Origin of the sequence: Microbaculum mangrovi, assembly GCF_051390635.1 — a bacterium.
Taxonomy (GTDB): domain Bacteria; phylum Pseudomonadota; class Alphaproteobacteria; order Rhizobiales; family Tepidamorphaceae; genus Microbaculum.
Genome location: NZ_JBPODT010000004.1, coordinates 301425 through 320598, shown reverse-complemented (window position 1 = coordinate 320598; position 19174 = coordinate 301425). Strand labels below are relative to the sequence as shown.

Genomic DNA, 19174 nt, shown 5'->3' with positions numbered 1-19174 from the left:
CCGGCCGGCGATCCCGGCCGCGGTCTTGGCGAGCAAGATACGAGAAGGGAGCAAATCAAAATGACCGATACGAAGAAGCTGACTAAACGTGCGTTTCTGAAGACGGCCGGGGTGGCAACGGCGGCCACCGGCGCCTCGGCGCTCGCGGCCCCGGCGGTCCTCGGCCAGTCGCCGATCAAGTGGCGACTGCAGACCTATGCGGGCGTGGCGCTGGCCGAACACGTCGTCAAGCCGGCGATCGACGCCTTCAACAAGGTGGCCAACGGCGAGATGGTCATCGAGCTCTACACCGCCGATCAGCTGGTTCCGACCGGCGAGCTGTTCCGTGCCATGCAGGCCGGCACGATCGACGCCGTGCAGAGCGACGAGGACTCGATGGCTGCCCCCGTCGACGTGTCGGTGTTCGGCGGCTACTTTCCCTTCGCCACGCGCTATTCCCTCGACGTGCCGGTGCTGTTCAACCAGTACGGCCTGAAGGAGATCTGGGAAGAGGCCTATTCGGAAGTCGAGAACGTCACCTGGCTCTCCGCCGGCTCGTGGGATCCCTGCCACTTCAACACCACCAAGCCGATCCGCAGCCTCGAGGACCTGAAGGGCCTGCGGGTCTACACCTTCCCGACCGCCGGCCGGTTCCTGACCCAGTTCGGCGTCATCCCGGTCAACATCCCCTACGAGGACGCCGAGGTCGCCGTCCAGACCGGCGAGCTCGACGGCATGGCCTGGTCGGGCATCACCGAGGACTACACGGTGGGCTGGGCCGACGTGACCAAGTACTTCCTGACCAACAACATCACCGGCGCCTGGATCGGCTCGTTCTTCGCCAATTCCGAGCGCTGGAACGAGGTGCCCGAGCACCTGCAGACATTGTTCAGGCTGTGCATGGACTCCTCGCACTACTATCGGCAGTGGTGGTACTGGGGCGGCGAGGCCAACCTGCGCGTGAACGGCGACAAGCTGGAGCTGACCTCCATTCCCGATTCCGAATGGAACCAGGTCGTGAAGGCCGCCGAGACCTTCTGGGGAGAGGTGGCCGCCGAAAGCGACCGCTCGAAGCGGGTGGTCGAGATCCTGAAGAAATACGCGGGCGTGATGGAGAAGGCGGGTCCGCCCTACCGCTGCGTCTGAGTTCGGTTCGGGCCCGGGGACCCTCCTCCGGGCCCGTCCCTTCGCCGCAAGGCGTCGGGCCGAACAGAAGGCGGCCTCGGCAACGCGGCCCCCTCCTGTCCGGCTCGCGGCATCGCCCGACGACGGTTTCGACCGTCGCGGCGCCGCGATCACGGATTGGCTGACACTTACCAACGGAAGCACGCGACAATGGCAGCAAAGCTAACCCTCGAAACCCTGGCCAAGGCCGTGAAGGCCGGCGATATCGACACCGTGATCGTGTGTTTCCCGGACATGATCGGACGGCTGATCGGCAAGCGCTTCCAGGCCGAGCACTTCGTCGAGTCGGCCCACGAGGAGACGCACGGCTGCGACTACCTGCTCGCCAACGACATCGAGATGGAGCCGGTGCCGGGCTACGCCGCGGCCAACTGGTCGAAGGGCTACGGCGACTTCGTGTTCAAGCCGGACCTGTCGACGCTGATGCCGGTGCCGTGGCTGTCTAAGACGGCGCTGGTGCTGTGCGATCTCGTCGACCACCACCATCACAAGCCGATCCCGCACAGCCCGCGCGCGATCCTGAAGGGCCAGCTCGAACGGCTGAAGTCGCTGAAGGCGCGCGCCTTCTTCGCTTCCGAGCTGGAATTCTACCTGTTCGACGATTCCTTCCGCGAGGCCCATGACAAGGGCTACCGCGACCTGCGCACGGCCGGCTACTACATCGAGGACTACAACGTCCTGCAGTGCACCCGCGAGGAGCCGGTCATGCAGGCGATCCGCACGAACCTGCAGGCCGCGGGCATCCCGGTCGAGAATTCCAAGGGCGAATGGGGCCCCGGCCAGGCGGAGATCAACGTGCGCTACGCCGACGCGCTCACCATGGCCGACCGCCACGTCGTCATGAAGAACGGCATCAAGGAGATCGCCGACCTGCACGGCAAGGCCGTCACCTTCATGTCGAAATGGCGCTACGACCTCGCCGGATCGAGCTGCCACGTCCACTCCTCGCTGTGGGACGCCGCCGGCAAGTCGTCGCTGTTCTTCGATCCCAAGGCGCCGCACGGCATGTCGAAGATGATGCGCCACTACGTCGCCGGCCTCGTCACGTACTCCCGCGAGATCACCTGGTTCCTCGCCCCCTTCATGAACTCCTACAAGCGGTTCCAGCAGGTCGGCACCTTCGCGCCGACGCGGGCGATCTGGAGCCACGACAACCGCACGGCCGGCTTCCGCGTCTGCGGCGAGGATACCAAGGCGGTGCGCATCGAATGCCGCGTCGGCGGCGCCGATCTCAACCCCTATCTCGCCTTCGCCGCGATCCTGGCCGCCGGCCTCGCCGGCATCGAGCAGAAGCTCGAGCTCGAGCCGCCCTTCGAGGGCGACGCCTATTCCGGCAAGAAGCTGCGCGAGATTCCGCCGACCCTGCGCGAAGCGATCGCGCTGATGAAGAAATCGAAGATGCTGCGCGGCGCCTTCGGCGATGCCGTCATCGACCACTACGTGCACACCGCCGAGTGGGAGCAGGCGGAGTTCGACCGGCGCGTCACCGACCTGGAGCTGTCGCGGGGGTTCGAGCGCGCCTGAACGCGGGACGCCGTGCCGCAGTTGACTCGCGCCGGCCGTCCCTTCGAATGACGTAACCCGTTTCTATACCGGATCAGTAAGTGCCATGACCGACACCGTGCGCTGTATTTCCCCCGTCAACGGCGAACTCTACGCCGAGCGTCCGCTGACCCCGGACACCGAAGTCGATGCCGCGATCGCCGCGGCGCGATCCGCCCAGGCCGAATGGAAGCGTCTGCCCGTCTTCGAGCGCGCCCGCATCTGCTCCACCGCCGTCGACGCCATGCTGGCCATGCGCGACGAGATCGTACCGGAACTGGCCTGGCAGATGGGCCGTCCGGTGAAGTTCGGCGCCGGCGAGCTGCGCGGCTTCGAGGAGCGCGCCCGCCACATGATCGATATCGCCGACCTGGCGCTCGCCCGCATCGATCCGGCGCCGAAGGAGAACTTTCGCCGCTGGATCAGCCGCGAGCCGCTCGGCGTCGTCTTCGTCGTCGCGCCCTGGAACTTTCCATATCTGACCGCGGTCAATTCGATCGTCCCGGCGCTGATGGCCGGCAACGCGGTGATCCTCAAGCACGCCGCCCAGACCCTGCTCGTCGGCGACCGCTTCCAGCAGGCCTTCGACGCCGCCGGGCTGCCGTCCGGCCTGTTCCGCAACCTCACGCTCAGCCACGGCCAGACGGCGCGGATCATCTCCGGCGGCCATGTCGACCAGGTCAACTTCACCGGCTCGGTCGTCGGTGGCAAGGCGATGGAGGCGGCCGCCTCCGGCACCTTCACCGGCCTCGGTCTGGAACTCGGCGGCAAGGACCCGGCCTATGTCCGCGCCGACTGCGACATGACGCAGTCGATCGAGAACCTTGTCGACGGCGCGTTCTTCAATTCCGGCCAGTCCTGCTGCGGCATCGAGCGCATCTACGTGCACCGCGACGTCTATTCCGAGTTCGTCGACGGCTTCGTCGATCTCGCCCGCCAGTACGTGCTCGGCGATCCGCTCGAGGACGCGACCACGCTCGGCCCGATGGTCAAGGGCGAGGCCGCCGATTTCGTCCGCGGCCAGATCGACGCCGCCGTGCGCGCCGGCGCCCGGGCGCATCTCGACCCGAAGGCGTTTCCGCGCGACGCCGCGGGCAGCCCCTACATGGCCCCGCAGGTGCTCACCGACGTGAACCACCAGATGGCGGTTATGGTCGAGGAATCCTTCGGCCCGGTCGTCGGCATCATGTCCGTCGCCGACGACGACGAGGCGGTGCAGCTCATGAACGACAGCCCCTATGGCCTGACGGCCTCGGTGTGGACCGGCGATCTGTCGGCGGCCGAGCAGATCGGCGACAGGGTGGAGACCGGCACCGTGTTCATGAACCGCTGCGACTATCTCGATCCCGCGCTCGCCTGGACCGGGGTCAAGGACACCGGCCGCGGCGCCACCCTGTCGAAGGTCGGCTACGAGACGCTGACCCGGCCGAAGTCCTGGCACATGCGCACCAGCTTCGCCTGATGCGGACGTCCCGCAGACCGCTCATCCCCGCGCAAGCGGGGATCGCCCGACGGGATACCGGCGGCAAGTCGCAGCGCGATTCCCGCTTTCGCGGCCCCGATCCCCGCAGTCGCGGGCCCGATCCCCGCAGTCGCGGGAATGAGCGGACCAAGACCAGTCACTGACCAGCCGGCGCTCACGCATGCCGCCGACGTTTTCAGGAGCTCCGAATGAACCTCACCGCCAACTGGAACTACCCCACCGCCGTGCGCTTCGGCCCCGGCCGCATTTCCGAGCTTGCCGAGGCCTGCAAGGCCGTCGGCATGTCCAACCCGCTGTTGGTCACCGATCCGGGCCTCGCCGGCCTGCCGATGATCGCCGACATGGTCGAAATCCTGACCAAGGCCGGCCTGTCGACGGCGGTCTATTCCGACGTCCGCCCCAACCCGGTCGAGGCCAACGTCACCGGCGGCGTCGAGATGTTCCGCGCCGGCGGCCATGACGGCGTCGTCGCCGTCGGCGGCGGCAGCGCCCTCGATGCCGGCAAGTGCGTGGCCTTCATGGCCGCCCAGACCCGGCCGATCTGGGACTTCGAGGATGTCGGCGACTGGTGGACGCGCGCCAACCGCGACGGCATCGCCCCCATCGTCGCCGTGCCGACCACGGCGGGCACCGGCTCCGAGGTCGGTCGCGCCGGCGTCGTCACCAACGAGGCGACGCATACCAAGAAGGTGATCTTCCACCCCGACATGCTGCCGAAGATCGTCATCTGCGATCCCGAGCTGACCGTCGGCCTGCCGCCGAAACTCACCGCCGGCACCGGCATGGACGCGCTCGCCCACTGCCTGGAGGCCTATTGCGCCCCGGGCTATCACCCGATGGCCGACGGCATCGGCGCGGAAGGCGTCAGGCTGTGCAAGGACTACCTGCCGCGCGCGGTCGCCGACGGCACGGACATCGAGGCGCGCGCCAACATGATGGCCGCCGCCGCCATGGGCGCCACTGCCTTCCAGAAGGGCCTCGGCGCAATCCATTCTCTGTCGCATCCCGTCGGCGCCCTCTACGACACCCACCACGGCCTGACCAACGCGGTGTTCATGCCCTATGTGCTGGTCGCCAACCGGGCCGCGATCGAGGCGCGCATCGTACGGCTCGCCGCCTATTGCGGCCTGGAGCCGTCCTTCGACGCGTTCCTGCGGTGGATCCTGGACCTGCGCCGGGAAATCGGCATCCCCCACACCGTCGCGGAACTCGGCGTCGACGCCGGCAAGGCCGACCTGATCGCCGAGATGGCCATCGCCGACCCGACCGCCGGCGGCAATCCCGTCGCCGTGACCAAGGAGATGGCGCGGGCCGTCTTCGACAGGGCGCTCAGGGGCGAGGTGTGAGATCGACAAGGGGCGGCACCGGCCGCCCCGCTTGCCGCCCGGAACGGCGGCTCACGGCTAGTGCGCCATCAGCACGGCGGTTCTGGTTTCCAGCATCACGTACCGCGTCGTACCGCCGAGCATGTGCTCGCGCAGCCATGCGTGGCCGTAGGCGCCCATGATGAGGAGGTCGGTCTGCAGCGCCTCGGCCTGCGCCACCATGGTCGCGCCGATCGTGCCCTGCAGCGGCGCGCGGACGATCTCCGCGTCCGCCCCGTGCAGGTCTAGATACTCGATGATCTCCTCGGTGTCCCGTATCCGCGGGCCGTCCGTCTCGACGACCAGCACGTTCACTTCCTCGGCGTTGCTCAGCAGCGGCAGCGAGGCCTCCACCGCGCGCGCCGCCACGGCGCTGCCGTCCCAGGCGACCAGGCAGCGGCTTCCCACGACGGAGGGTGCGTCCGGCGGCGCGATCAGGACCGGCCGTCCGGAATCGAACAGCGCCGCGTCGCGGACCCGCCGGATGTCGGCGAGTTCGTCCGCCCGGTAGGGGGACGCGGCGACGAGATCGGCGCAGCGGGCCCGCCGCACCACGGTCTCCTCGATCGGGCCGGGAAAGGCCTCGAACTCGACCCCGGCCAGCCGCGGATCCGATGAAAGCTCTTGCAGCGTCGCCCGCGCCTGCGCTTCCGCCGCGTCGTCTTCGGCTTTCAGCGCGTCGGTGAACTGGTCGGTGATATCCTTGGCGATGTAGCCGGTCACGAACGGCAACGCCTCGCGCGGATCGTGGCGCAGGAAAACCGCCTCGATGCGCGCCGAAAGCCGCGCCGCAACCGCCCCTGCGGCAATCAGCCGCTCCCTGTCTCCGGCATGCCCGTGTACCGGCACCACGATCTTGCGAATGGTCATGGCGCCACTCTACCCGCCGGCCCGCCGGTCGGGCAATCGCAACCGCCCGGTCACCCGCCCGGTCACCCGCCCGGGCGACCGGGCGGCCATTCGGTCGTCTGCGACTCTCGGGCCTCAGCCTGCCTTTTTCAGCTCGTCCTTGCTGAGAAAGCTCGAGCGGACCGCCTCGCTGCCCTCGCCGATCGTCTCGCCGGCAAGGCCGATCAGGCGGTTGGCCTCCGTCGTGTAGTCCTCGAACATCGCGCGCATATGCTCGAGCTGCATCTGCAGCAGCTCGGGCGGCGACTTGGCCCCGGCGAACTTGGCCAGGTCCTCGCTGTTCGCTTCGGCCCGCCGCACCGCGAAATCGGTGAATTCCTTGGCGAACCGGGTCGCGGTCTCGAGGAAGCCCATCTGCATCTCGATGGCCGTCTCGAACGCTTCCTGGTTGAACATCATCAGGTTGTTGGTGGCCTTCTCGGCCGCTGGTTTCCTTTTCGCTGGCATGACCAGAACCTCCCATTTCATGCCACAGAGATTATGTATTGCCATGATTGCGCGCTAAGCGCTTTGAGGGCGATCAACGATCCGATGCCCGCATTGGAATGGCAGCGACCCATGGCAAGTACCGCTCCGAAGCTCACCGTCGTCTCCGATCGTGCCGAAACGAAGGCCGGCACGGGAAAAACCGCATCGCGGCGTCCGGCATCGCCCGGGCAGCGCCAACCCGAAGCGTCCAAGGCCGACCTTGCGCCGCGCCTCGACACGCTCGATCGCGTCAACCGCGCGCTGCTAGCCCGCTGGACGCAGGGCATCTCGCCCTGGGCGCTGGCGAGCGCCTGGGCGGACTGGTCGACGCATCTGGCCGCCTCCACGGGGCGCCAGACCGAGCTCGCCCAGAAGGCGGTCGTCGACGCGGCCAGGATCGCCGCCTATGCCGCCACCCGCGGCACCGACGGCGTCGACGCGCCGTTCGCGCCGAAAGCCGGAGACCGTCGCTTCGACGATCCGACCTGGAAGGCGCGCCCGTTCGACCTGATGGTGCAGTCCTATCTCGCCGTCGAGGACTGGTGGCGGGCGGCGACCGAGCCGATCCGGGGCATGAACTCGAAGAACGCCGATCGGGTCGCCTTCATGACCGACCAGCTGGTCGACGTGCTGGCGCCGTCCAACTCCGCGCTCACCAATCCGCAGATCCAGCAGACGATCCTGCGTACCGGCGGCGGCAATCTGGCCCAGGGCTGGCGCAACCTGATGGAGGATGCCAGCCGGCACCTCGCGGGCCAGCGGCCGGCCGGGCTGGAGCAGTGGCGCGTCGGCGAGACCGTTGCCGTGACCCCCGGCAAGGTCGTCTACCGCAACGACCTGATCGAGCTGATCCAGTATGCGCCGACGACCAAGAAGGTCGCCAAGGAGCCGGTGCTGATCGTCCCGGCCTGGATCATGAAGTACTACATCCTCGACCTGTCGCCGGAGAACTCGCTGGTCAAATGGCTGGTCGGCCAGGGCCATACCGTGTTCATGATCTCCTGGCGCAACCCGACCGGCAAGGATGCCGACATCAGCCTTGACGACTATCGCACTCAGGGCGTGATGGCGGCGATCGACGCGGTCGGCAAGATCGTGCCGCACGAGAAGATCCACGCCTGCGGCTATTGCCTCGGCGGCACGCTGCTGGCCATCGCCGCGGCCACCATGGGGCGCCGCCGCGACCATCGGCTCGCCTCCGTCACCCTGCTCGCCGCCCAGACCGACTTCTCGGAGGCCGGCGAGCTGATGCTGTTCGTCGACGAATGGCAGATCGCCTTCCTCGAGGACATGATGTGGGACCAGGGCGTCCTCGACACCCACCAGATGGCCGGCGCCTTCCAGCTTCTCAGGTCGAACGATCTGGTCTGGTCGAAGATGGTGCGCGAATACGTGCTCGGCGAACGCGGCTCGCAGAACGACCTGATGGCCTGGAACGCCGACCAGACGCGCATGCCCGCGCGCATGCATTCCGAATATCTGCGCGGCCTGTTCCTGGAGAACCGGCTGACGGCGGGCCGTTTCGCCGTCGAGGGCCGCGTCATCGCGCTGCGCGACATCCGCGTGCCGTTCTTCCTCGTCGGCACCGAGCGGGACCACATCGCCCCGTGGCGCTCGGTCTACAAGCTGCACCTGTTCACCAATACCGACGTGACCTTCGTGCTCACCTCCGGCGGCCACAATGCCGGCATCGTGTCGGAGCCCGGGCACCCGAACCGCCGCTACCGCATCGCCACCCGCGTCGACGATTCGCCCTATCACAGCCCGGACGAGTGGCTGCCCTGCGCGGAACAGAAGGACGGCTCGTGGTGGCTGGAATGGGACGCCTGGCTGAAGCGGCACGGTGGCCAGGATCTGGTCGCGCCGCCGCCGATGGGCGCGCCGAAGGCGGGCCTGCCCTGCCTCGAGGATGCGCCGGGAACCTACGTCTACGGAACCTGACGGGCGTCAGACAGCGGTTATCGGGCGGCCGGCGTGTGACGGCTGTGCCAGTGCCGGGCGATGTCGACGCGCCGGCACACCCAGGCGTCCTCGTGCTCGAGCACGTAGTCGAGGAATCGCGCCAGCGCCGCCGCGCGTCCCGGCCGGCCGGCGAGCCGGCAGTGCAGCCCGATCGACATCATCCTCGGACGCTCGGCGCCCTCGGCATAGAGCACGTCGAAGCTGTCGCGCAGATAGGCGTGGAACTGGTCGCCGGAATTGAACCCCTGCGCCGTGGCGAAGCGCATGTCGTTGGCATCCAGCGTGTAGGGGATGACGAGATGCGGCCCCCTGGGCCCTGAAACCCAGTAGGGCAGGTCGTCGGCGTAGGAATCGGAGTCGTAGAGGAAGCCGCCTTCCTCCATCACCAGCCTTCGCGTGTTCTCCGAGCAGCGGCCCAGATACCAGCCCAGCGGCCGCGCGCCGGTCGTCTCCGTATGGATGCGGATCGCCTCGTTCAGGTGCCGGCGCTCCACGTCCTCGGCGATGTCGCGATACTCGATCCAGCGGTAGCCGTGGCTGGCGATCTCCCAGTCGGCCTCCTGCATGGCCGCGACGGCGTCCGGGTTGCGGGCCAGCGCCATGGCCACGCCATAGACGGTGACCGGCACCCCGCGGGAGGCGAACAGGCGCCACAGCCGCCAGAATCCGGCCCGCGAGCCGTATTCGTAGACCGACTCCATGTTCAGGTGGCGCTTGCCGGGCCACGGCTCCGCGCCGATGGTCTCCGACAGAAAGGCCTCGGAGGCGGCGTCCCCGTGCAGGATCGAGTTCTCGCCGCCTTCCTCGTAGTTGATGACGAACTGGACGGCGATGCGCGCGCCGGCCGGCCAGTCGGCCACCGGCACGGCGCGGCCGTATCCGATCATGTCGCGCGGATAGGCGGGATCCGTCATGGCGGGGCCCTCCGGCGCCCGGGGATGCCTCAGGCGTTCAGCATGCCGAAGATATCGTCCTTCAGCTTCAGCCGCGCCTTCTTCATCTCTTCCAGATGATCGTCGGTGGTCGGCTCGACATCGGTCTCGGCGCGATGAATGTCGCGGTTGAGGCGATGATACTCCTCGGCGAGCTTGTGGAAGTGGGTGTTGGCCGTCTTCAGCTCGTGGATCTTTTCGGCGTATTCCGGGAATTCTTCGTGCAGTTCGTGCGGTGTATGGGTCATGGGTAGCTGTCGCTCACGCAAGGAATGTTTGTCGCCGCTCGCTGTCGCACGGACGGCACGGCGAAATCAAGAGCGCGCGGCTCTGCCCGTCGGCTGGTTCCCGCCTCGGCCCATTTCCGCCTCAGCCCATTTCCGCTTCGAACACCTCCATGGCGTCGTCGCCGGCCTCCTTCAGGACCGCTTCCACGGCGCGGGCGGCGTCCGCGGCATTGTCCGCTTCCACCACCGCGACGGCCCGCTCCGTGTCGAGCAGGATCGCATGCGACTCGCCGGCGATGCAGCCGTCGAACCGCTGCAGGCGATAGGCGACCGCGATGAACCGGTCCTCCAGCGCCGCCAGCCAGTGCTTGCTCTCGCCCTTGGGAAGCGGGGCGAGAACGCGCCTGTCGACGATGATGAAGTCGGCCTCGGACACGACGGCCGTCAAAAGCGCGATGCGGGAGGCGACCGCGGGGGGCGGGCCCGCGCCGTCCTTCGCCGCCTGGCGGATGGCGTCGATCGACGGGGCGATCTCAGCGAGCCCGGTGTCCTTCAGCCGGGCGTCGAGGTCGTCCTGGGTGAGCGCCAGCAGCCCGTGGGCGGCGAGCCGGCCCGGTTCGGCCAGAGCGGCGGTGCAGCGCAGCGCCGCCGCGTTCAGCTTCTCGCGCGTCGATTGCCGCGCCCGCTGCGTCAGGGCGAAGGCGAAGAAGTACTGCGTGTAGCGGTTGACCTTGGCCGGCGAGACGATCGCGACGGGCTCGCCGCGCTGCACCGGAACGTCCGTCCCGAGCGTCCCCGGCGGCGGCTCGTCCTGTTTCGCCGCGTGCAGCACCGGCTTTCCGGTGAACTTCCCCGCATCCTTGAGCGGGCTCGTCAGGTAATCGAAGGTGCTGCGGATGAGGCCGTAGAAGCGCGCGTAGGTGGTCAGCGAGACCGTGCTCCCGGTCAGGCCGCTGATCGCGACCCGCAGCATGACGAAGAACCCGATCACCTGGGCCAGCGGTATGACGCCGGACAGCGCCTCGTAGCCGAGGTAGAGGCCGATGGCCGCCACGGCGATCGACGCCAGCACGTTGGAGACGAACTCGGACTGACGCGGCGACAGCACGTAATAGGTGAAGATCCCGACGCTCGCCTTGTTGGCGGGGCTCGCCATCAGGTCATCCGCCAGCGACGCGCGGTCCGCCATCGGCTGTGATTCGTCGCTGAAGGCGTTGAGCGTATCGCGCATGGCCTGGCGGTAGTTGCGGTTCACCTCGAAGCGGCTCTTCTGCGCCACCACCACGCGCCGGCTGATAACGTAGTTGAGCGCCACGGCCGGGGTCGCCAGGACCGCGAGGAAGGCGACGACCTCGCCGGCGATCCAGATCATGCCGGCGATGGCGGGAATGACGAGCAGGATGTGGCGCGGCAGCGTCAGCAGCACGTAGACGGGGCGGAACAGCATCGGCTTTCCGTTCGTCACCTCCTGCACCTGATGCGAGACCTGGCCGTTCTGCGCGATCGCGGCGCGGGTCGGATAGGCACCCTCGAGGTTCATCACCGATTTGACGAGGTTCTCGGCGAACGCGACCGACAGGTAGAACCCCAGTCGCGCGCTCAGGTAGATGACGAATGTCGCCGTGATCATCGCCATCGCGACGCCGGCAAGCATCAACGCCATCCATTGCCCGCTGCGCGGATCGACGGACAGTCCCATCAGGTCGATCGGCGTGTTCCGCTCGGCCGCCGAGAAGAACCAGATCAGGCCGGCGAAGGCGGCCGCCTGGAGGCTGCGCCCCGCCGTGATCAGCCCGACGATGAAAAGCACGGGCATCGGCCTGAACAGGAACAGGTTGGTGACGAGCCACCGCAGCGTCTCGAAGTAGCGCTGCGTGCGCCGCCGCACCAGTTGGTGCCCGGTCAGACCGGTGAGGCCGGTGGATGTCTCGGACATTGTCGCCAGGGTTTTCCGGTTCGATCGCGCCATGTCGAGGATAATCACGCCGCCACGGTCTATTGGAAGCGGCTCTGGCACGCAATCGGCAGCGGCCGGCCCCGCCTCGGCGGGGCCTGTATACACCGGCGTGACAGGTTTGGCTTGTCCCGGCTCGCCATGAGCAATAGAAAACCCCTCATTTCCGGCCCGCCGGTGCGATGTCCCGCGCCCGCGGCCGGCCCGCTGGACAGCACCGAGATGGACTTCAAGGGCGGCATATGAGCGCCAAACGATCCGTGATCATCATCACCTACGGTCGCACCGGCTCGACGCTCCTCGTCGGGCTCCTGAACACGGCCGACCGCACGCTGATCCGGGGCGAGAACGGCAATTTCTTCTACAACCTGTACAAGGCCTACAGCGCGCTGGCGCAGTCGAAGCGGCGCGGCGGGGCGAAGCCCAACCATCCCTTCTACGGAATCAACAAGGCCGACCTCACCGGTTTCATCGCCATGTGCCGGCAGGCCGTCTACAAGATCCTGGCGGTACCGCGGACATGGCTGTTCGGCCCGACCACCATCGGGTTCAAGGAAGTCCGCTATCTCGAAATGACTGAGAGGGATCTGTCCGAGTATATCGATTTCATGGACATGATCTTTCCCGATCCCGTCTACGTTTTCCTGACCCGGGACCACGAAAAGGTACTGTCGAGCGGGTTCTACAGGAACAAGACGAACAAGGATCAGATCGCGGAGAAGCTGGCGGCATGCGACCGCAAGTTCGCGAATCTGGCGTCCAGGCGAACCAATACGTTCTCCATTGACTATAAGGATCTAAAGGCGGACAGCGAGCCGCTGCGGGAGCTGTTCGCTTTCGCCGGGCTGGCCTATCATCCCGACCGGATCGAGAAGATCCTCAATACCGATCACAGTCCGCAGACGCCGAAACATCTGAAGCGGCGGACGTGGCCGGCGGATGCAGCCGGATAGAGAGCCCCGCGCCGATACCGCATGAAGGTCTCAGTCGTCATCCCCACCAAGAACCCGGGCCGGATCTTCCGGGACGTGCTCGATCGCGTGCTCGCGCAGGACTGTCCCTGGCCCTACGAAGTGCTGGTGATCGATTCGGGCTCCAGCGACGGCACCCAGGACTACGCGCGCTCGAAGTCCGGCGTGCGTCTGCACGAGATCGCCCCGGAGGACTTCGGCCATGGCCGTACCCGCAATCTCGGCGCGTCGCTGGCGACGAGCGAATACGTGGCGTTCCTGACCCACGATGCCCTGCCGGTCGACAATTCCTGGCTGCGCGCGCTGGTCGAGGCGCTCGAGCAGGACCCCAATATCGCCGGCGCCTTCGGCCGCCACGTCGCCTATCCCGACGCCAGCCCCTTCACCAAGCGCGACCTGGAGGCCCATTTCGCCGGCTTTTCCAGGCAGCCGCCGGTGGTCTCCCGGGAAACCGATCCGCAGCGCTACGAGACCGACCAGGGCTGGCGCCAGTTCCTGCACTTCTATTCCGACAACAATTCCTGCCTCAGGCGCAGCGTCTGGGAGACGCTGCCCTATCCCGACGTCGAGTTCGCCGAGGACCAGATCTGGGCGCACCGGATGATCGAGGCCGGCTACGCCAAGGCCTACGCGCCGGACGCGGTCGTCTACCATTCGCACGATTACGGCGTTTTCGAGCGATTCCAGCGCTCGTTCGACGAATCGAACGCCTTCCGCGTCCTGTTCGGCTATCGTTTGAACGCGCGCCCGGTCCGTGCTTTCCTGTCGATCGGCTATCTCGCCAAGCGCGACCTCGCCTTCGCCTGGCGCAACCGGATTTCGCCCTTCGCGACGCTGAAACGGCTTTTCCTCGACGTCGCCTCGGTGACCGGCCAGATGGTTGGCGCCCACGCGCCGCGCCTTCCCGGGAGCCTGCGCCTGTCGCTGTCGCGCGACAAGCGTCTGCAGCGCAGCCTTCCCGTCACCACCCCGCGCTGGTCCGCGGAAGAACACTAGGATCGGAGGCCGACGGCCATGCTGGTTGAGCCCTGCGAAATCCCCGACATCCTGCGAATCACGCCGAAGAAGCACGGCGATCACCGCGGGTTCTTTTCCGAAACCTGGAACCGCCACGCCATCGTCGAGGCGACCGGGATCGCCGACGAGTTCGTCCAGGACAATCATTCGCTGTCCGCCGAGACCGGCGTCATCCGCGGGCTGCACTTCCAGTCCCCGCCCTATGCGCAGGGCAAGCTGGTGCGGGTGTCGCGCGGCGCGGTGTTCGACGTCGCCGTCGATATCCGCGTCGGCTCGCCGACCTACGGCCGTCACGTGGCGGCAGAGCTGTCGGCGGAAAACTGGTGCCAGCTGTGGATTCCGCCGGGCTTCGCCCACGGGTTCTGCACGCTTGAGCCGGATACCGAGGTCCAATACAAGGTCACCGGCTACTACGCCCCCGACAATGACCACGGTCTGGCCTTCGACGATCCGGCCCTCGCGATCGCCTGGCCCGTCGAAGCGGCCGGGGCGATCCTGTCTGACAAGGATCGGCATCATCCGCGTCTGAAGGACCTGCCCGCCTATTTTCGGTATTGAGGAGTGCGTGTGATGAAGATCCTGGTGACCGGCGGTGCCGGCTTCATTGGATCGGCGGTGTGCCGCCATCTGATTGCCGACACGGACCACGCGGTGGTCAACGTCGACAAGCTCACCTACGCGGCGAACCTGTCCTCGCTCGACCCGATCGCGAACGATCCGCGCTACCGCTTCGCCAAGCTCGACATCTGCGACCGCGACGCGATCCACGCGCTGCTGGTCGAGGAGCAGGTCGACGGGATCATGCATCTGGCCGCCGAAAGCCATGTCGACCGGTCGATCGACGGGCCGGAGGAGTTCATCCAGACCAACATCGTCGGCACCTACCGGCTGCTCGAGGCGGCGCGGCACTACTGGTCCGCTCTGCCCGAGGACAAGAAGCGGGGGTTCCGCTTCCATCACGTCTCGACGGACGAGGTCTACGGCTCGCTGCCGCTGGATTCCGGGGTCTTCACCGAGGATACGGCCTACGAGCCCTCGTCGCCCTATTCGGCCTCCAAGGCAGCGTCGGACCATCTCGCCCTGGCCTGGTGGCACACCTACGGCCTGCCGGTCGTGCTGTCGAACTGCTCCAACAACTACGGCCCCTATCACTTCCCCGAGAAGCTCATTCCGCTGATGATCCTCAACGCGATGGAGGACAAGGCGCTTCCCGTCTACGGCAGCGGCAGCAACATCCGCGACTGGCTCTATGTCGAGGATCACGCCCGCGCGCTGGCGACGGTGCTGACGAAGGGGACGCCGGGGGAATCCTACAATGTCGGCGGCGACGCCGAGCGCAGCAATCTCGATGTGGTCGAGGCGATCTGCGATCTCGTCGATGCGCGCCGGCCGCGCGCCGACGGCAGCCGCCGCCGCGACCTGATCACCTTCGTCGCCGACCGCCCCGGTCACGACCTGCGCTACGCGATCGACGCCTCCAAGATCGCCCGCGAGCTCGGCTGGACGCCGAGCGAGGACTTCGAGTCGGGGCTGGCCAAGACGGTCGACTGGTATCTCGACAACGAGGCGTGGTGGGGCCCGATCCGCGACGGGCGCTATACCGGCGAGCGGCTCGGCCTGCGCGCCTGAGCCGGGGGGCCTATCGTTCCGGGGCCCAGCCTTCCGCTGTCAGCGTTTCGCGGCTAGCCCTTCGGGGCTAGCCTCCCGCGGGCCCGTCTTTCGGGTCGCGGGCCTTTCGTGGCTAGGCTTCGACGTCGATCCGCACGTCCTCGACCGTGCCTTCCTTGGCCAGCGGCACGATGGCGAGGCGTTTCAGGCTACCCGTCGTCTGGATCTTCAGGACCGGTGATCGCGAGGTCAGGTCCAGGAGCAGGCGGTGGCCGAGGTGGAACCGGCCATCGTAGTCGTAGTAGAGCCGGACCCGGTCGTCGTCGCCCGCCCCCGACAGCGTGAAGCGGAGCCAGAAGGTCTTGGGAAAGCCCGTTTCGGGCGCCAGCCAAACCGAGGCCCGGTCCCTGGCGTAGCCGATTTCCCCCTTCTGCGGCTTGCCGGCGGTCGCGTCGACCGGCTCGAGCGCGCTCTCGGGTGGCGCGGGCGCCTCCTCGGCGCCGAACCAGTATTCCGGCAGGTTCAGATAGCCCGCGCCCTGGTCGAGGATCATCGCGGCGGCCCGCTCGATCGTCTCGGGTTCGGCGGCGAGGCCGAGGAAGCTTGCCACCTGCTCGACGCAGGCCCGCGGATTCTCGGTGGCCTGCTCGTAGTTGATCATTAGCACCGGGGCATCGACCTGGTCGATGAAGCCGAAGATCGACTGATAGTTCGTGAGCGCGTCCTGGATCGCCGCCGGCAGGGTGCCGCCGGTGCGTGCCACCACGCTCATGCCGCGCGCCATCGGGTGGCGCATGACGAACAGGTAGTGCGGATTGCGCAGGCTCGGGTGGAACTTGTCCATCATCTGCGAGGCTTCGGGGAACTTGAAGCCCCAGGTCCGGTGTTCGCCGTCGCGCTCCCGCGCGAGCTTACCGAAGTCGCCGAAGTTCTTTCTGGAGACGATGGACTGGACCTTGGAGTCCTCGTGGTTGAAGCCGAGATTGTCGCCCATGAAGATGCCCAGGCCGCGCAGCACCCCGGAGACCATGGACGTTCCGCCGCGCGCCACGCCGAGCACGACCGCGGTGCGCGGCGCGCCGGGCTTCAGGCCGCTCTCTCGGATGACGGCGCAGGCATCCTTGCGACCGGTGCCCATCACCGAGCGGCGGCCGCTGTCGGCGTCGACGACGGTGGAGCTGTAGGCGGGATTGTTCACCGCGTTGATGCGCAGCGGATCGAGCCGGTTCGGCTGGACGAGGTTGCGCGCCTTGCGCCACGCCAGTCTGATCTTCATCTGCTCAGGCTCCCGCGACCGGGGCGCTGTCGTCCCGGCTCATTCGTAGGCCTCGAGGTAGGAACTGAACGTCCTGAACTCGTTGTCCCAGGACGTCGACTGGCTGAGGTCGAAGCCCTTGTTCTTCCGCGCCTCGACCTCCGGCCCGCCGTCGAGCACTTTCATCAGCGTGTCGGCGATGCTGTCCACCGTCAGGTCGCAGTACCAGGAGACGGATTCGTCGATCAGCCACTCGTTGTTGGCGCCGCGGTTGACCACCAGCGGGCAGTCGCAGGACAGCACCTCGAGCGGCATCAGCGACAGGTTGGTGAGCGACAGGACCAGCGCCGCGTCGGACTGGCCGATCATGTCGGCGAGCTTCGCCGGCGGCACCACGCCGGCGTCGACATGCGGGAAGGGAATATCGAAATAATCGAGGTTCCATCCCGCCAGCAGCGCCGCGGTGTCGCCGCGCGCGTCGCATACGCGCTTCAGCGCCAGCGCGCCCAGCTCGAACGCGCGCCGCGGCGTCGCCGGCCGCGAATAGAAGAACACCTGCTTGGCGTAGTCGGAGGGACGGCGCGGCGCCGGCTTGTAGATGTCGTGGTCGCAGGAGAACGAGATCGCCTGCGTCCGCATGCCGTACTCGGTCGCCAGCTTGTCCTTCAGCCAGTCGCCGGCGGTAATCGCGTCGAGACCGAGCCTGTAGGTGCCCTCGGCCAGGATCTGCTCGGCCCCGACCGGATAGAAATACGGCTCGAAATCCTGCACGAAATAGATCTTGTGGGCGGCGTCCTTGTACTTGGCCACCCAGTAGGCGGTCTGCCAGCCGGTCGCGATCAGGAAGCGGCTCGGCGGGATGTTCCGGCAGCCGAGCACGACCTTGGTGTGCTCCAGTTGCGTGAAGTGCTTGTGGATCGAGGCCACCGCCTCTTCCGCCCGCAGCCAGCGATAGGGCTCCTTGATGACGATCGTCTGGTTCTTCCAACCGAGCAGCTCGAGGCCGCGCACGATCCGCAGGATCGTGGTGTGGCCGCCGGAGCCGGCCGCGAAGTCGGGGATGACCCAGGTGATCGAATCGCGCGGCGCCGCGGCGATGACGGCGGGATCGCCGCTGCCCTGCTCCTCGCCGAGATTGGTCTCGAACCGGTCGACGAGCTTGAAGCGGCCATGGCCGCCGCTGATCGCCTTGCCGAGCGAGCCGGGGATCATCTTGCCGAGTTCGCCGCGCCCGCGATTGAGCGCGGTCGCCCATCCGTAGCGCTGCACGTAGGCCGGCAGCCGCTGAAGCTTCTGGATCGGGTTCATTGGCGTGCCCGTTCTCCGATGCGCAGCAGATACCGCCCGTAGTCGGTCTTGCCGAGCTCCTCGCCGGCGGCGATCAGCGCGTCGAGATCGATATAGCCCTTGAGGAAGGCGATTTCCTCGGGACAGGCGATCTTCAGCCCCTGGCGCCGCTCGATGGTCTGGATGAACGAAGACGCCTCGTGCAGGGCGTCGTGCGTGCCGGTGTCGAGCCAGGCGTAGCCGCGCCCGAGCCGTTCGACCTGCAACCGGCCGCGTTCGAGATAGGTCTGGTTGACGGTCGTGATCTCGAGTTCCCCGCGCGCCGAGGGCTTCACGTCCCTGGCGATGGCGACGACGTCGTTGTCGTAGAAATAGAGCCCGGTCACGGCCCAGTCCGAGCGCGGCGCCTTGGGCTTCTCCTCGATCGACAGCGCTTTGCCGTCGCCGTCGAATTCGATCACCCCGTAGCGTTCCGGATCGACCACCTGATAGGCGAACACGGTGGCGCCCTCGGTGCGTCTGGCGGCGCCTTCCAGCTGATCCTGGAGGCCGTGGCCGTAGAAGATGTTGTCGCCGAGGATCAGCGCGCAGGCGTCGCTCCCGATGAAGTCGGCGCCGATGATGAATGCCTGCGCCAGGCCTTCCGGCTTAGGCTGCACCGCGTAGGACAGCGACAGCCCCCATTTCCCGCCGTCGCCGAGCAGGGTCTCGTAGAGCGGCAGGTGTTCCGGGGTCGAGATGATCAGGATCTCGCGGATGCCGGCAAGCATGAGCACCGACAGCGGATAGTAGATCATCGGCTTGTCGTAGACCGGCAGCAGCTGCTTACTCATCGAGATCGTCAGGGGATGCAGACGAGTGCCGCTGCCGCCCGCGAGAATGATACCTTTCATCTACAGCTCTTTTGCCTTGAGAGTAGGATGCGGGAACCGGCCGCCGGTCGCCGCCGGGCCGCGTTCGGACCTGCCGGCGCGGGCGACGGGAACGCCGGGCGGTGCCGGTGCCGCGCTTCCACTAGCCGCTGCCGCCTC

Annotated in this window: 17 protein-coding genes; 9 read left to right on the top strand and 8 right to left on the bottom strand. The window is 67.3% G+C overall.

Annotation, left to right across the window (positions count from 1 at the left end; translation table 11 throughout):
* Positions 1-60: 60 nt before the first annotated feature.
* The 4 genes from ACSF9G_RS18285 to ACSF9G_RS18270 all read left to right on the top strand — a co-directional run bounded on the left by ACSF9G_RS18285 (position 61) and on the right by ACSF9G_RS18270 (position 5535).
* Positions 61-1125, top strand: a complete 1065-nt coding sequence (locus ACSF9G_RS18285; RefSeq protein ID WP_436643553.1) for a TRAP transporter substrate-binding protein — start codon at positions 61-63, stop codon at positions 1123-1125.
* 189 nt (positions 1126-1314) lie between these two features.
* Positions 1315-2688, top strand: coding sequence for a glutamine synthetase family protein (locus ACSF9G_RS18280; RefSeq protein WP_436643552.1), 1374 nt, complete (start codon positions 1315-1317; stop codon positions 2686-2688).
* Positions 2689-2773: 85 nt separating this feature from the next.
* On the top strand, positions 2774-4168 hold the full coding sequence (locus tag ACSF9G_RS18275) for an aldehyde dehydrogenase family protein (protein ID WP_436643551.1): 1395 nt from the start codon (positions 2774-2776) through the stop codon (positions 4166-4168).
* Positions 4169-4377: 209 nt separating this feature from the next.
* A complete protein-coding gene (locus ACSF9G_RS18270) occupies positions 4378-5535 on the top strand; it encodes an iron-containing alcohol dehydrogenase (RefSeq protein WP_436643550.1) in 1158 nt (385 codons plus the stop codon).
* Between the two features lie 57 nt (positions 5536-5592).
* Here the strand turns inward: ACSF9G_RS18270 and ACSF9G_RS18265 are convergent, their stop codons facing one another.
* Together ACSF9G_RS18265 and ACSF9G_RS18260 are read right to left on the bottom strand one after the other, a co-directional pair.
* Positions 5593-6423 carry a universal stress protein gene (locus ACSF9G_RS18265; RefSeq protein ID WP_436643549.1) on the bottom strand — a complete coding sequence of 277 codons (831 nt, stop codon included), beginning with the start codon at positions 6421-6423 and terminating at the stop codon, positions 5593-5595.
* A gap of 114 nt (positions 6424-6537) precedes the next feature.
* Entirely contained in the window at positions 6538-6909 is a 372-nt protein-coding gene (locus tag ACSF9G_RS18260; protein WP_436643548.1) for a phasin family protein, read from the bottom strand.
* A 111-nt stretch (positions 6910-7020) separates the two neighbouring features.
* Between ACSF9G_RS18260 and ACSF9G_RS18255 the strand changes: the two genes are divergently transcribed.
* Positions 7021-8871, top strand: coding sequence for a PHA/PHB synthase family protein (locus ACSF9G_RS18255; RefSeq protein WP_436643547.1), 1851 nt, complete (start codon positions 7021-7023; stop codon positions 8869-8871).
* 17 nt (positions 8872-8888) lie between these two features.
* Here ACSF9G_RS18255 and puuE read toward each other — a convergent pair whose 3' ends face one another.
* The 3 genes from puuE to ACSF9G_RS18240 all read right to left on the bottom strand — a co-directional run bounded on the left by puuE (position 8889) and on the right by ACSF9G_RS18240 (position 11987).
* Positions 8889-9806 carry an allantoinase PuuE gene (gene puuE, locus ACSF9G_RS18250; protein ID WP_436643546.1) on the bottom strand — a complete coding sequence of 306 codons (918 nt, stop codon included), beginning with the start codon at positions 9804-9806 and terminating at the stop codon, positions 8889-8891.
* Between the two features lie 29 nt (positions 9807-9835).
* Positions 9836-10072 carry an HP1242/YdcH family protein gene (locus tag ACSF9G_RS18245; RefSeq protein WP_436643545.1) on the bottom strand — a complete coding sequence of 79 codons (237 nt, stop codon included), beginning with the start codon at positions 10070-10072 and terminating at the stop codon, positions 9836-9838.
* A 121-nt stretch (positions 10073-10193) separates the two neighbouring features.
* Entirely contained in the window at positions 10194-11987 is a 1794-nt protein-coding gene (locus tag ACSF9G_RS18240) for an ABC transporter ATP-binding protein (RefSeq protein ID WP_436643544.1), read from the bottom strand.
* A gap of 260 nt (positions 11988-12247) precedes the next feature.
* On the opposite strand from ACSF9G_RS18240, the gene ACSF9G_RS18235 reads away from it, so the two are divergent.
* From ACSF9G_RS18235 to rfbB, 4 genes are read left to right on the top strand one after another with little or no spacing between them, the layout of a single operon-like run.
* Positions 12248-12958, top strand: a complete 711-nt coding sequence (locus ACSF9G_RS18235; protein WP_436643543.1) for a sulfotransferase — start codon at positions 12248-12250, stop codon at positions 12956-12958.
* Between the two features lie 21 nt (positions 12959-12979).
* A complete protein-coding gene (locus ACSF9G_RS18230; protein ID WP_436643542.1) occupies positions 12980-13972 on the top strand; it encodes a glycosyltransferase family 2 protein in 993 nt (330 codons plus the stop codon).
* Positions 13973-13990: 18 nt separating this feature from the next.
* The gene (gene rfbC, locus ACSF9G_RS18225; protein WP_436643541.1) at positions 13991-14551 is read left to right on the top strand and encodes a dTDP-4-dehydrorhamnose 3,5-epimerase; all 561 of its coding nucleotides are present in this window, start codon (positions 13991-13993) and stop codon (positions 14549-14551) included.
* A gap of 12 nt (positions 14552-14563) precedes the next feature.
* On the top strand, positions 14564-15622 hold the full coding sequence (gene rfbB / locus ACSF9G_RS18220; protein ID WP_436643540.1) for a dTDP-glucose 4,6-dehydratase: 1059 nt from the start codon (positions 14564-14566) through the stop codon (positions 15620-15622).
* A 112-nt stretch (positions 15623-15734) separates the two neighbouring features.
* Here the strand turns inward: rfbB and ACSF9G_RS18215 are convergent, their stop codons facing one another.
* Genes ACSF9G_RS18215 through rfbA form a run of 3 tightly spaced genes read right to left on the bottom strand, consistent with a single transcriptional unit; the run spans position 15735 to position 19036 of the window.
* Complete coding sequence (locus ACSF9G_RS18215) at positions 15735-16877, bottom strand: sulfotransferase family protein (RefSeq protein WP_436643539.1); 1143 nt, start codon at positions 16875-16877, stop codon at positions 15735-15737.
* A 39-nt stretch (positions 16878-16916) separates the two neighbouring features.
* A complete protein-coding gene (locus tag ACSF9G_RS18210) occupies positions 16917-18164 on the bottom strand; it encodes a rhamnosyltransferase WsaF family glycosyltransferase (protein ID WP_436643538.1) in 1248 nt (415 codons plus the stop codon).
* Positions 18161-19036 (bottom strand): glucose-1-phosphate thymidylyltransferase RfbA, encoded by an 876-nt coding sequence (gene rfbA / locus ACSF9G_RS18205; protein ID WP_436643537.1) that lies wholly within the window; start codon positions 19034-19036, stop codon positions 18161-18163. The genes ACSF9G_RS18210 and rfbA overlap by 4 nt, the downstream gene beginning before the upstream one ends.
* Positions 19037-19174: the final 138 nt, after the last annotated feature.

Bases quoted from the DNA above. Each gene is read 5' to 3' on its own strand.
- ACSF9G_RS18235 (WP_436643543.1), top strand. From the start codon at position 12,248: ATGAGCGCCAAACGATCCGTGATCATCATCACCTACGGTCGCACCGGC.
- ACSF9G_RS18275 (WP_436643551.1), top strand. From the start codon at position 2,774: ATGACCGACACCGTGCGCTGTATTTCCCCCGTCAACGGCGAACTCTAC.
- ACSF9G_RS18215 (WP_436643539.1), bottom strand. From the start codon at position 16,877: ATGAAGATCAGACTGGCGTGGCGCAAGGCGCGCAACCTCGTCCAGCCG.
- ACSF9G_RS18270 (WP_436643550.1), top strand. From the start codon at position 4,378: ATGAACCTCACCGCCAACTGGAACTACCCCACCGCCGTGCGCTTCGGC.
- puuE (WP_436643546.1), bottom strand. From the start codon at position 9,806: ATGACGGATCCCGCCTATCCGCGCGACATGATCGGATACGGCCGCGCC.
- ACSF9G_RS18260 (WP_436643548.1), bottom strand. From the start codon at position 6,909: ATGCCAGCGAAAAGGAAACCAGCGGCCGAGAAGGCCACCAACAACCTG.
- ACSF9G_RS18210 (WP_436643538.1), bottom strand. From the start codon at position 18,164: ATGAACCCGATCCAGAAGCTTCAGCGGCTGCCGGCCTACGTGCAGCGC.
- ACSF9G_RS18240 (WP_436643544.1), bottom strand. From the start codon at position 11,987: ATGTCCGAGACATCCACCGGCCTCACCGGTCTGACCGGGCACCAACTG.
- ACSF9G_RS18280 (WP_436643552.1), top strand. From the start codon at position 1,315: ATGGCAGCAAAGCTAACCCTCGAAACCCTGGCCAAGGCCGTGAAGGCC.
- ACSF9G_RS18230 (WP_436643542.1), top strand. From the start codon at position 12,980: ATGAAGGTCTCAGTCGTCATCCCCACCAAGAACCCGGGCCGGATCTTC.
- ACSF9G_RS18285 (WP_436643553.1), top strand. From the start codon at position 61: ATGACCGATACGAAGAAGCTGACTAAACGTGCGTTTCTGAAGACGGCC.
- rfbA (WP_436643537.1), bottom strand. From the start codon at position 19,036: ATGAAAGGTATCATTCTCGCGGGCGGCAGCGGCACTCGTCTGCATCCC.
- ACSF9G_RS18255 (WP_436643547.1), top strand. From the start codon at position 7,021: ATGGCAAGTACCGCTCCGAAGCTCACCGTCGTCTCCGATCGTGCCGAA.
- ACSF9G_RS18265 (WP_436643549.1), bottom strand. From the start codon at position 6,423: ATGACCATTCGCAAGATCGTGGTGCCGGTACACGGGCATGCCGGAGAC.
- ACSF9G_RS18245 (WP_436643545.1), bottom strand. From the start codon at position 10,072: ATGACCCATACACCGCACGAACTGCACGAAGAATTCCCGGAATACGCC.
- rfbC (WP_436643541.1), top strand. From the start codon at position 13,991: ATGCTGGTTGAGCCCTGCGAAATCCCCGACATCCTGCGAATCACGCCG.
- rfbB (WP_436643540.1), top strand. From the start codon at position 14,564: ATGAAGATCCTGGTGACCGGCGGTGCCGGCTTCATTGGATCGGCGGTG.